Source organism: Shigella sonnei (assembly GCF_002950395.1).
GTDB lineage: Bacteria > Pseudomonadota > Gammaproteobacteria > Enterobacterales > Enterobacteriaceae > ECMA0423.
Window position 1 is genome coordinate 1,923,067 of sequence record NZ_CP026802.1, and the last position, 12,330, is coordinate 1,935,396.

Below are 12,330 nucleotides of genomic sequence, written 5' to 3' on the forward strand. Positions count from 1 at the left end.
GTGTTGGCATATGAAATTTTGAGGATTACCCTACACTTATAGGAGTTACCTTACAGGGGTTCCTTCAATTTGTGTTGATTTACGCGAGATAACGCTATGGAATTAAAGGATTATTACGCCATCATGGGCGTGAAACCGACGGACGATCTCAAGACAATCAAGACCGCCTATCGTCGACTGGCCCGTAAATACCATCCTGATGTCAGCAAAGAACCGGATGCCGAAGCCCGCTTCAAAGAGGTCGCTGAAGCCTGGGAAGTGTTAAGTGATGAACAACGTCGCGCTGAGTATGATCAGATGTGGCAACATCGCAACGATCCGCAATTTAACCATCAGTTCCATCATGGCGACGGTCAGAGTTTTAATGCCGAAGATTTTGACGATATCTTCTCGTCAATTTTCGGTCAGCATGCCCGCCAGAGCCGTCAACGCCCCGCCGCACGCGGCCACGATATTGAAATCGAAGTGGCGGTATTCCTCGAAGAAACGCTGACTGAGCATAAGCGTACCATCAGCTATAACCTGCCGGTTTATAACGCCTTTGGCATGATCGAACAGGAAATCCCGAAAACGCTGAATGTGAAGATCCCGGCGGGCGTCGGCAATGGTCAACGCATCCGTCTGAAAGGCCAGGGGACGCCGGGCGAAAACGGTGGTCCAAATGGCGATTTGTGGCTGGTGATTCATATTGCGCCACATCCGCTGTTCGATATTGTCGGCCAGGATCTGGAAATTGTGGTGCCGGTTAGCCCGTGGGAAGCGGCGCTGGGTGCTAAAGTCACCGTTCCAACACTGAAAGAAAGCATTTTGCTGACTATCCCGCCAGGCAGCCAGGCCGGGCAACGATTGCGCGTTAAAGGCAAAGGTCTGGTGAGCAAAAAACAGACCGGCGATCTGTATGCGGTACTGAAAATCGTGATGCCGCCGAAACCGGATGAAAACACTGCCGCGCTGTGGCAGCAACTGGCAGACGCCCAGTCGTCTTTTGATCCACGTAAAGATTGGGGGAAAGCATGATGGCTAATGTTACGGTGACTTTTACTATTACCGAATTTTGCCTGCATACCGGCATCTCTGAAGAGGAGTTGAATGAAATTGTCGGTTTGGGGGTGGTTGAACCGCGTGAGATCCAGGAAACAACCTGGGTATTTGACGACCATGCCGCCATTGTGGTGCAACGCGCGGTACGCCTGCGTCATGAACTGGCTCTGGACTGGCCGGGGATCGCGGTGGCGCTGACGTTAATGGATGATATTGCGCACCTGAAGCAGGAAAACCGCCTGCTACGCCAGCGGCTTTCCCGGTTTGTAGCTCATCCGTGATGTGTGTTTGCCGGATGTGATGACGCATCCGGCAACTGCGCCATAATGCCTGATGCGACGCTAAACGCGTCTTTTCAGGCGCATAAACGACGTTATCTGTTTTGGTGGTCGCACTCCACTAACACCAGCAATAACTGGCTTAGTGCCGCGTAAAAACCAAAGCTGTCATACTGTCGACAACGCGCAGCAAACTCTGGTAACCATTGCCGCAGCGCCGTCAGTGTTTTTTGCCGCAAACTGTCGATTCTTCGCGCAGGAACGGTCCCCTCTCCCAGCGAAAAATGCAGATGACTCAACAACTCGAGATAGATCGCCAGATGATCTGCCGATTCGTTGAAATTGCCACTGGTTTCCATCCCTGCCTCAACTAACAAGCGTTTAATCTCTTGCTCGTCCTGTTTGTAGGCCGATGCATACGGCAGCGCCGCTTGTTTGTCGGTCATCAGAAACAGGCCGCAAAAGTCAGCGGCCAGTTCCAGACGGGCATCGTCACGTACTGTCAGAGCGGCAATACGGTTTTCCAGCGCATTCACCGCCGCAGTGAGCGGCGGTTCGCTTTTCAGCAACGAAAACCATTCAGCCATCTGCGCACTGGAGATTTGCGTCAGTTGTTCATCGTCCAGTTCACGGGAGAACAACTGCGCCAGCTGCGATGTACCGATGTCGATGGTCAACACGTTGGGGTTACCGTATTTGCACAGCGCACCAGGCTCGCCGCCTTTATCTGGATCGTACCATGCCCCTTCGTGAATTCGTGCCACGCCGGGTGCATAGCGGTCAGAAACCACTGCCCCTGCCAACACCTGACCGCGAGCGTTAAAGACGCGTACCACATCACCGTTACGAATACCGCGCGCGCTGGCATCCTGCGGGTTAATGAATACTGGCTCTTTACCCGCTACCGTATATTGCTGACGCAGAGTTTCCGACTCACATAACTGCGAGTGAAGTCGGAAATCCGGATGCACAGATTGCAGATGCAACGGATACTTCTGCGAGCCGGGCCCACCGTGGGAGCGTTCGATTTTCTCAAACCACATCGGATGCCCCTGACAATCGTCGTAGTTCATATCGGCGATGGTTTTCGAGTAGATCTCAATCAGGCCACTCGGCGTGCCCAGCGGTTCGAGATCCGGATCTTCGCGGAATGCCTGGTGGCGAACAAACATCTGCGGATGGTCAAACTCGACGTACTCTTTGTTATTCCAGAAGTCATCAAACGCTGGCAGATGAACGCCGCGTCCTTTGCCTTGTTGTACACCTTCCTGCCAGATGCGTTTCAGCCAGCCCATTTCGTCCAGCCCTTCGGTAAAGGCTTCTTCGCGATTAAAGCGACGGCACAGCTCGCGGAAAATATCAAAGTCGTTGCGCGCCTCGAACTGCGGCGGCACCACCTGTTTCATGGCGATAATGCCACGGTTGGAGTGGTTGCCGTACTGGTCGAGATCGTTACGCTCAAACTGCGTGGTCGCAGGCAGCACGATATCGGCAAAGCGGCAGGTTGAGGTCCACTGGTTATCTATGGCGATAACCGTTTCCAGCTTGCGCCAGCCTTCAATAATGCGGTTGATCTGCTGATGGCGATGGAATGGGTTAGTTCCAGCAAAAATACACATTTTCAGCGGCGGCAGTTTTACCGATTTACCGTTCCAGTTGATCACTTTCCCCGGTTCGAGGATCGCATCGATAAAACGGGCAATCGGAATGGTGCTGCTGTAGCCTTTGTAATCACTGTTGTCGTGAACAGGCGGAATCGACGTAGAGCCGGAGAAACCACTCAGAATAACGCCTTTACGCCCCGGCGTGCCTGCGCCGTTATAGTGCCAGCCAAAACCAAAGCCACCACCTGGCAGGCCAATTTGCCCCAGCATCGCCGCCAGAACCACAATCATCCACGCCCACTGTTCACCGTGCTGCATACGCTGCACGCACCAGCCAGCAATAATTTGCGTTCTGTTCGCCGCCATCTGCCGCGCCAGCCCACGAATGGTTTCGGCATCAATGCCGGTCAGTTTTTCAGCCTATGCGGCATCTTTCGGCTGACCGTCTTTCTCACCCAGCAGGTACGGCAGGAACTGCTCAAAACCCACACAGTAGTTAGCGAGGAAGTTTTTGTCGTACAGGTTTTCACTGTACAGCGTATACGCCAGCGCCAGTTGCAGCGGCACATCAGTTTGCGGGTTAACCGCAATGTGCTTCACATGCTCGCGCCCCAGATACTCATGGGTGGATGTGACAACCGGATCGATGCTGATGACCTCAATTTCACCGGCGGCGACTTTCGCTTTTAGCTGCGCGTAATATTCATAAACATCGTGATCCGGGCACCACCAGTTCGCTTGCTGGTTTTTCAGCAAATCAGAGCCCCACAGCACAATGGTTTTGCTGTTCTGCAATACCAGCGGCCAGGAGGTTTGCTGTTCATACACTTCCATTGAGCCAACCACGCGCGGCAGGATCACCTGCGCAGCACCGGTAGAGTAATCTCCGCCCGTACCAACGCTATTACCATGCAAGGCAATAGCTTTCGCCAGCATCCCCGAAGCGTTATGGAACATCCCCGTCGATTGCCAACCACTGGCGGTCAGCAAGGCACTCGGCCCGTGAGTTTTCTGTACGCGTTCCAGTTCTTCATAGAACATGTCGAGGGCTTCATCCCAGCTCACGCGCACAAAACGGTTATCACCGCGCTGGGAGGTATCGCTGAGATGGCGCTTACGCAGCCAGTCCACGCGTACCATCGGATAACGAATACGCGCCGCGTTGTGTACGTGATCCGGCAATCCGGCAATCATTTTCGACGGATATTTATCCAGTTCGAACGGTTTTGCCGCCACAAAGCGACCATCCTTCACCGTCGCGCGGATAGCCCCCAGTGCGACCCGGTAAGAATGCCCTCTTTCGAGATGACAGCCTCAGTCGCCGCTTGCGCCGCAGTCGCACGGCGCGGCGTTAACAATGACGGCCCCAGCATCCCGGCGACGGTTAAGCCGCCGAGTTGTGCCAGAAAACGCCGACGTGATGCCTGAAAGAGATCGTTATTGTTCATTATTTTTCGTCCTTCTTATCGCCGTGAGCCTTACCTGCGGTGTCAGACTCATTCATTTGCAGATATTTCAACAAGGTGCGTTCTTCACGTTTATCGAGGCTGGTAAAGCCAATCATGCCGTTGAGCGTGCCGATCCAACCGTTAGCGTCAAAGTGGGCGATTTCCGGTGCGCCGTGGCACTGGTTACAGGTGCCGTTGTACAACGAATCCGCATAGGCCCAGATCGGTTTGATATCGTTCACCATGTCGCCTTTCTTCATCCACGCGGTGGCCTGCAACTTGCTCCACTCGGTATTGGTGTCGGCAACGGTGGTTTTCTCCAGCGTTTTCACCTGCTGCTGCACATCACCACGAATCGAGGCAACAAAGATGCGTTTACCTGGGAATTGGGTGAGTACACGCTGACGTCCGGCGCTTTCCGTCCAGCCGGTAATTTCAATTTGCAGCCAGTCGCCGTCACGTTTAAGGACTTTCACTTCCGAAGCAGGCAGCAGAGAACCAGAGGCTTCTTTATCGCCTTTCGCCGCATAAATTGGCTTAATATCAATAGAGTACAGCGTGTCACCACTGTCATTAGCACTGGCGCGCAGCTCATCGAACTGCTTACGGAAGCCGCTACTCATATCCGGTAACTGGTGGGCAATACCTTTATGACAGTCGATGCAGGATTGATTATCTTTCGCTGCCACCTTCATCTGACGTGCCGCTTCAGGATGCTGCCTGGCATGATCCATCGCATCGTAGTTATGGCAGGAGCGACAGGTTGCCGAGTTGTTTTCTTTCATTCGCGCCCATTCACGCTCGGCAAGTTCCGCGCGTTTGGCTTCGAATTTTTCAGGTGTATCAATGGAGTGGGCAATAAAGGTCTGGTAAATGTCGTTGCTCGCTTCCAGTTTGCGCTTCACCATGCCTGGAATATCCGGCGGGATATGACAGTCATGGCATTCAGCTCGCACGCCAGAGGCGTTCTGAAAATGCACCGACTGTTTATATTCTTCATACACCGGTTGCATACTGTGGCAACTGACACAAAATTCGGTTGTGCTGGTGACTTTGATCCCAACGTGTGGCAATACAATCAGCGCAATGCCAATCACAATCCCAATAGCGACCAGCGCCAGTACCGACCAACGAGCACTGGGTCGGCGTAGCGCGTTCCAGAGTTTCCGCATAATAGCCCCTGTAAAATTATGGTTTAGTGAAGCGATCTTAATGAGCAAATATGAACAGCGGCACTGGTCAGGATGAACGGCTTACGGCAGAATATGAACAGAATGAGTAAAACCCTCTGATGCCACATCACATTGTTATTGTTGAAGATGAGCCGGTTACCCAGGCGCGATTACAATCTTACTTCACTCAGGAGGGGTATACCGTTTCCGTTACAGCGAGCGGTGCCGGGCTGCGGGAAATTATGCAGAATCAGCCGGTAGATTTAATTCTGCTGGATATCAACTTACCCGATGAAAATGGCCTGATGTTAACCCGCGCCCTGCGAGAACGCTCAACGGTGGGGATTATTCTGGTTACCGGACGCAGCGATCGGATTGACCGTATTGTTGGGCTGGAAATGGGCGCAGACGATTACGTCACCAAACCGCTGGAACTGCGCGAACTGGTAGTACGGGTGAAAAATCTGCTCTGGCGAATCGACCTCGCGCGACAAGCTCAACCGCACACTCAGGACAACTGCTATCGCTTTGCCGGTTATTGCCTGAATGTGTCGCGCCATACGCTGGAGCGGGATGGCGAGCCGATTAAACTGACCCGCGCAGAGTATGAAATGTTGGTGGCATTTGTGACGAATCCGGGCGAAATTCTCAGCCGTGAACGTCTGCTACGTATGCTTTCTGCGCGTCGGGTGGAAAACCCTGACCTGCGCACCGTCGATGTGTTAATTCGTCGTTTACGTCATAAACTCAGCGCGGATTTACTGGTGACGCAACATGGTGAAGGTTATTTCTTAGCCGCTGATGTGTGCTGATAAAAATAGACCGGACGAAATCCCCCTGGTGACAGCGAGCGGCGAATATGTTCACGGTCGGCATTTTTCGGCGTCAGAACTAAAATCGGTGGGCTGACATTATCAGACACCGATTGCCCCTGTAATTGCCTGATGGCCTGCTCAACCGCCAGTTCCCCCTGCCAGACCATTTGATCGCTGGCAGCCATAATCACTCTTCCCCGCTTCAGCCCGCGATACACCTGATGTGAAAGATAAAACGACACCACGGTAAGCGGCGTTTTCAGGTTACGCCCTTCACCCATTGCCGCCTCTGCCGCAATGGCCGTTCCGGCAACGACGTCGATTTCTGGGTGGCGTTCCAGCATCTCCTGCAACAGGTTACGCTGGATTTCAATATCGTTATCACCAAGCGCAATATCAACAATACGCACCGGGCTTCCGGCAATGGCTGCGCGAAAACCCTCGACCATCTCTTTACTGCCCCCGGCATTATCGGGTCCGGGCATCAACAGCACGTTCAGTGGTTTACCGTGCGCCCATTGCACCAAATATCGCCCAGGTTGATAGCCCATCTGAAACCAGGGTACACCAACGCGGCTTTTCACCTGGGGAGCATCAATAGCATTTACCAGTTCGATCACCGGCAGACTTGCTACCTGCTTTTGCAGATCGGGAAATGAGGTCGTGCTACTACCGAGTAAAATGGCCTCTGCGCCCCACTGTTTACACTGGTCGATTTGTGCTTGCTGGGTAGCCAACTGGCTGTAGCCGCCTGCCTCCAGCACTTTTAAATCCACACCATAACGGCGAGCTGCCTCCTGCATACCATAGTTCAACGATAACCAGTATGAATCTTTCAGGCTGGGATAAAGCGCGCACAGTTTCCATGCGCGTTTGGCTTTAAGCGGCATAGAGGCTTGCACCGTGAAATGCTGCGCATCATGCCAGCGCAACAGGTTATCAGCCGAAAATGCCGGCAACATGAAAAGGGAAAGAAGTAAAAATAGCAGTACGCGCATGATAGCCTCATCAATAATAAGGCTTTATGCTAGATGCATTCCGCTTTGCGACTCAACATTTTTCACCTAAAGTGCACCGACCGTGAATTTAACCCTGACCCGAAGACTCTGGATGGGCTTTGCCCTGATGGCGCTGTTAACCCTGACCAGTACCCTGGTGGGATGGTACAACCTGCGCTTTATCAGCCAGGTGGAAAAAGACAATACTCAGGCATTGATTCCTACCATGAATATGGCGCGCCAGTTGAGCGAAGCCAGCGCCTGGGAACTTTTCGCCACGCAGAACCTGACCAGTGCCGATAACGAAAAGATGTGGCAGGCGCAGGGGCGAATGCTCACCGCACAAAGCCTGAAGATTAATGCGTTGCTGCAAGCGTTACGGGAACAAGGTTTTGATACCACCGCTATTGAACAACAGGAGCAGGAGATCTCCCGTTCGTTACGTCAGCAAGGGGAACTGGTGGGGCGGCGTCTGCAACTACGCCAGCAACAACAGCAACTCAGTCAGCAGATAGTCGCTGCCGCCGATGAGATCGCACGCCTGGCGCAAGGTCAGGCGAATAATGCGACAACTTCCGCTGGAGCGACCCAGGCCGGGATTTACGATTTGATCGAACAAGATCAGCGTCAGGCTGCTGAAAGTGCACTCGATCGGCTGATTGATATCGATCTTGAGTATGTTAACCAGATGAATGAACTGCGCCTTAGCGCTCTGCGGGTGCAGCAAATGGTGATGAATCTGGGGCTGGAGCAGATCCAGAAAAATGCACCAACGCTGGAAAAGCAGCTCAATAATGCGGTGAAAATTCTGCAACGTCGGCAAATACGCATTGAAGATCCGGGAGTTCGTGCGCAGGTCGCAACAACGTTAACTACCGTTAGCCAATATAGCGATCTGTTGGCGCTGTTCCAGCAGGACAGTGAAATCAGCAATCACCTGCAAACTCTCGCCCAAAATAATATCGCCCAGTTCGCGCAGTTTAGTAGCGAAGTCAGTCAGCTGGTCGACACCATTGAGCTGCGTAATCAGCACGGACTGGCGCATCAGGAAAAAGCCAGTGCACGCGGGCAATACAGCCTGTTATTGCTGGGGATGGTTTCACTTTGCGCACTGATTCTGATCCTCTGGCGCGTGGTTTATCGCTCAGTCACGCGTCCACTTGCCGAACAAACGCAGGCGCTGCAACGGCTGCTGGACGGTGATATTGACTCCCCTTTCCCGGAAACCGCTGGCGTACGGGAGCTGGACACCATCGGGCAGCTGATGGGTGCGTTTCGCAGCAGTGTTCATGCACTGAATCGCCACCGTGAACAGCTGGCGGCGCAGGTCAAAGCGCGTACAGCTGAATTGCAGGAACTAGTGATAGAACACCGACAGGCACGGGCGGAAGCAGAAAAAGCCAGCCAGGCAAAATCGGCGTTTCTGGCGGCGATGAGCCATGAGATCCGCACACCGCTGTACGGTATTCTCGGCACCGCACAGCTACTGGCAGATAACCCCGCACTTAACGCCCAGCGTGATGATTTGCGGGCAATTACTGACTCTGGTGAATCGTTGCTGACCATCCTCAACGATATTCTCGATTATTCCGCTATCGAAGCAGGTGGCAAGAATGTTTCGGTCAGCGATGAGCCCTTTGAACCGCGCCCGCTGCTGGAAAGTACCCTGCAATTAATGAGCGGACGGGTGAAAGGTCGCCCGATTCGCCTGGCAACGGCAATTGCCGATGATATGCCGTGCGCGTTAATGGGCGATCCACGACGTATTCGTCAGGTTATAACCAACCTGTTGAGCAACGCCCTGCGTTTTACTGACGAAGGGTACATTATCCTGCGTAGTCGCACTGATGGCGAGCAATGGCTGGTCGAAGTGGAAGACAGCGGCTGCGGTATTGATCCCGCGAAACTGGCAGAAATCTTCCAGCCATTTGTGCAGGTAAGCGGCAAACGCGGCGGCACCGGGCTGGGGCTGACTATCAGTAGCCGTCTGGCCCAGGCGATGGGCGGCGAACTGAGCGCCACCAGCACGCCGGAGGTTGGAAGCTGTTTTTGTTTACGCTTGCCGTTACGTGTTGCCACGGCACCCGTGCCAAAAACAGTCAATCAGGCGGTGCGTCTTGACGGTTTACGTTTGCTGTTAATTGAAGATAACCCGCTAACCCAGCGAATTACCGTTGAGATGCTGAACACCAGTGGTGCGCAGGTTGTTGCTGTTGGCAATGCCGCGCAGGCTTTAGAGACACTGCAAAATAGCGAACCGTTTGCTGCCGCACTGGTGGATTTTGATCTGCCGGATGTCGACGGCATTACGCTTGCCCGACAACTGGCACAGCAATATCCGTCGCTGGTTTTGATTGGCTTTAGCGCCCATGTCATTGACGAAACGCTGCGCCAGCGTACCAGTTCATTATTCCGCGGGATTATCCCTAAACCGGTGCCGCGTGAAGTGCTCGGTCAGTTACTGGCGCACTATCTCCAACTGCAAGTCAATAACGATCAATCGCTGGATGTATCGCAACTCAATGAAGATGCTCAGTTAATGGGGACGGAGAAGATCCACGAATGGCTGGTATTATTTACACAACATGCCCTGCCGCTTCTCGATGAAATCGACATTGCCCGCGCCAGTCAGGATAGCGAGAAAATAAAGCGTGCCGCGCATCAGCTAAAAAGCAGTTGCTCGAGTTTGGGAATGCGTATCGCCAGCCAGCTATGCGCACAACTGGAGCAGCAGCCATTATCTGCCCCCCTTCCACACGAAGAAATTACACGCAGTGTTGCCGCTCTGGAAGCATGGTTGCATAAGAAAGACCTGAACGCGATTTGAATCAATATCAGCCAGTTAAGAACAACTAGAATAGTGGCATTTGGTATGCAACTTAACGGACTGGCAAAATCATGGCAGAGAAAAAAAGAACCCGCTGGCAGCGGCGGCCAGGCACGACGGGCGGCAAATTACCGTGGAATGACTGGCGCAATGCCACGACCTGGCGTAAAGCGACGCAATTATTACTGTTGGCAATGAATATTTATATTGCCATCACGTTCTGGTATTGGGTGCGCTATTACGAAACGGCAAGTAGCACGACATTTGTCGCCAGACCGGGAGGTATCGAAGGCTGGCTACCGATTGCCGGTCTGATGAATCTGAAATATAGCCTTACAACAGGTCAGTTACCGTCCGTCCACGCCGCCGCGATGCTGTTATTGGTCGCTTTTATCGTCATCAGTCTATTACTCAAAAAGGCCTTTTGCTCATGGTTATGCCCGGTTGGTACGCTTTCTGAATTAATCGGCGATCTCGGTAACAAACTGTTTGGTCGGCAATGTGTCCTTCCCCGCTGGCTGGATATTCCTCTGCGCGGCGTGAAGTATTTGCTGTTGAGTTTTTTTCTCTATATCGCGTTATTGATGCCCGCTCAGGCGATTCACTATTTTATGTTGTCGCCCTACAGCGTGGTGATGGACGTAAAAATGCTCGATTTCTTTCGTCATATGGGGACCGCGACATTAATCAGCGTGACCGTTTTGCTGATTGCCAGCCTGTTTATTCGCCATGCCTAGTGTCGTTATCTTTGCCCATATGGCGCGCTGATGGGCGTGGTTTCGCTATTATCGCCGTTTAAGATTCGTCGCAATGCCGAAAGTTGTATCGGCTGTGGCAAATGCGCAAAAAATTGCCCATCACGGATCCCGGTAGATAAATTAATTCAGGTACGAACAGTGGAATGTACCGGCTGTATGACTTGCGTAGAGTCATGTCCGGTAGCCTCAACATTGACCTTTTCACTGCAAAAACCTGCGGCAAATAAAAAAGCTTTTGCGTTGTCTGGCTGGTTAATGACGCTACTGGTTCTGAGGATTATGTTCGCGGTGATTGGTTACGCAATGTATGCGGGAGTATGGCAAAGCCCGGTGCCGGAGGAATTGTACCGACGCTTAATTCCACAAGCGCCAATGATTGGTCACTAAATTAGCAACAAGCGGAACATCACCTCGCACGGGGTGATGTTCACAAAATCACATTATTTTGATTTTGACATCATAACTTTCAAGCCCGGTCATTTTTTCTCGTGCGGTGAAGCGAATTTCAGAGACTTCTTTCCCTGTATTCTTGTTCAGCTCGGCGATTTTTTGCGCGATAAAGTCGGCGATTTCCGTTTCGGCTTGTTTTTTTAACTCTTCAATATTCACTGTTAACCTCTTCTGGTCTTAAAAGACAGCAACACGCCAGTAAGGTGTTGGTTCCCGGTACCCTGGTCAGGTAAGAAATGTTATAAGCCATCTCCCCGAAAGATTCAATAATCAACAGGTTATCGCTTACTATACATACAGCGTTGAAGAAAAATAAGGCAGATATAAAAAAGGCTCCACGAGGGAGCCTGATATTATTTTGTGAAATCCAGCGGCGCATGGTCAGTGCGTATTTGCAGCGCGACGTTATCAAAGGTGATCATCGTCGATTTACAAAAAATACACTTAGCGCCCAAAGGGTTTCGCTCCGTCACATCGAATGCCGATGTGCGGTACTGTGAACCATGACAACATGGACAGCGGAAATGGAGATGTTGAGTAATAACGGCAACCTTAGAGCGTAACAACGTTCGCTGCCGCGGGGCCACGTTGCCCCTGCTCAATAGAAAATTCAACTTTCTGATTTTCGTTCAGCGTGCGGAATTCATTGCTCTGGATGGCGGTGAAATGGACGAAAACGTCTTTGCTGCCATCATCAGGAGTGATAAAGCCAAAACCTTTATCTGCGTTAAACCATTTTACTAAACCAGTCATTTTATTAGACATATTTTACTTCCTTCATTTTGGGCCTTTCGGCAAACAGGGCTTTAATACAGAAACTACTTAGTGTTCAGGAGAGAGACTCAAAAGAAGGGGATAATGCCTGATAATGAGAACTGCTTTAGTAAACTACTTTGTATGCTGTCTGTCTTTCAAACCGACGCAGCTATTAACGCATGA

General features: G+C 52.0%; 11 protein-coding genes and 2 pseudogenes. 5 read left to right on the forward strand and 8 right to left on the reverse strand.

Annotated elements, in window-relative coordinates; all coding sequences use genetic code 11:
* Positions 1-96: 96 nt before the first annotated feature.
* Together cbpA and cbpM are read left to right on the forward strand one after the other, a co-directional pair.
* Complete coding sequence (gene cbpA / locus C1P89_RS10370) at positions 97-1,017, forward strand: curved DNA-binding protein (RefSeq protein ID WP_000420610.1); 921 nt, start codon at positions 97-99, stop codon at positions 1,015-1,017.
* Complete coding sequence (gene cbpM, locus C1P89_RS10375) at positions 1,017-1,322, forward strand: chaperone modulator CbpM (protein WP_000024560.1); 306 nt, start codon at positions 1,017-1,019, stop codon at positions 1,320-1,322. The genes cbpA and cbpM overlap by 1 nt, the downstream gene beginning before the upstream one ends.
* Before the next feature lie 92 nt (positions 1,323-1,414).
* Here cbpM and torD read toward each other — a convergent pair whose 3' ends face one another.
* The 3 genes and pseudogenes from torD to torC form a co-directional block, all read right to left on the reverse strand.
* On the reverse strand, positions 1,415-1,960 hold the full coding sequence (gene torD / locus C1P89_RS25930) for a molecular chaperone TorD (protein ID WP_238932600.1): 546 nt from the start codon (positions 1,958-1,960) through the stop codon (positions 1,415-1,417).
* Positions 1,952-4,371, reverse strand: a pseudogene (gene torA, locus C1P89_RS10380) (trimethylamine-N-oxide reductase TorA); the annotation flags it as partial. The gene torD and the pseudogene torA, both read right to left, overlap by 9 nt.
* On the reverse strand, positions 4,371-5,543 hold the full coding sequence (gene torC / locus C1P89_RS10385) for a pentaheme c-type cytochrome TorC (protein ID WP_005139806.1): 1,173 nt from the start codon (positions 5,541-5,543) through the stop codon (positions 4,371-4,373). The gene torC and the pseudogene torA, both read right to left, overlap by 1 nt.
* Positions 5,544-5,662: 119 nt before the next feature.
* Between torC and torR the strand changes: the two genes are divergently transcribed.
* Positions 5,663-6,355, forward strand: a complete 693-nt coding sequence (gene torR / locus C1P89_RS10390; protein WP_001120112.1) for a two-component system response regulator TorR — start codon at positions 5,663-5,665, stop codon at positions 6,353-6,355.
* Here torR and torT read toward each other — a convergent pair.
* Positions 6,328-7,356: a TMAO reductase system periplasmic protein TorT gene (gene torT / locus C1P89_RS10395; protein ID WP_001264919.1), complete on the reverse strand. Its 1,029-nt coding sequence runs from the start codon at positions 7,354-7,356 to the stop codon at positions 6,328-6,330. The two genes, torR and torT, sit on opposite strands and share 28 nt — an antisense overlap.
* A gap of 82 nt (positions 7,357-7,438) precedes the next feature.
* Between torT and torS the strand changes: the two genes are divergently transcribed.
* On the forward strand, positions 7,439-10,183 hold the full coding sequence (torS, locus tag C1P89_RS10400; protein WP_014333994.1) for a TMAO reductase system sensor histidine kinase/response regulator TorS: 2,745 nt from the start codon (positions 7,439-7,441) through the stop codon (positions 10,181-10,183).
* Between the two features lie 71 nt (positions 10,184-10,254).
* Positions 10,255-11,328: pseudogene (locus C1P89_RS10405) on the forward strand (4Fe-4S binding protein).
* Between the two features lie 48 nt (positions 11,329-11,376).
* On the opposite strand, the gene C1P89_RS10410 reads toward C1P89_RS10405, so the two are convergent.
* Genes C1P89_RS10410 through cspG form a run of 4 tightly spaced genes read right to left on the reverse strand, consistent with a single transcriptional unit; the run spans position 11,377 to position 12,156 of the window.
* Entirely contained in the window at positions 11,377-11,550 is a 174-nt protein-coding gene (locus C1P89_RS10410) for a GnsA/GnsB family addiction module toxin (protein ID WP_001019197.1), read from the reverse strand.
* Entirely contained in the window at positions 11,540-11,770 is a 231-nt protein-coding gene (gene ymcE, locus C1P89_RS10415; protein ID WP_001309400.1) for a protein YmcE, read from the reverse strand. Before ymcE ends, C1P89_RS10410 begins: the two co-directional genes overlap by 11 nt.
* Positions 11,745-11,933 carry a cold shock small protein YmcF gene (gene ymcF / locus C1P89_RS10420; RefSeq protein ID WP_071524879.1) on the reverse strand — a complete coding sequence of 63 codons (189 nt, stop codon included), beginning with the start codon at positions 11,931-11,933 and terminating at the stop codon, positions 11,745-11,747. The genes ymcE and ymcF overlap by 26 nt, the downstream gene beginning before the upstream one ends.
* 10 nt (positions 11,934-11,943) lie before the next feature.
* Positions 11,944-12,156 (reverse strand): cold shock protein CspG, encoded by a 213-nt coding sequence (gene cspG / locus C1P89_RS10425; RefSeq protein WP_000066490.1) that lies wholly within the window; start codon positions 12,154-12,156, stop codon positions 11,944-11,946.
* Positions 12,157-12,330 lie beyond the last annotated feature (174 nt).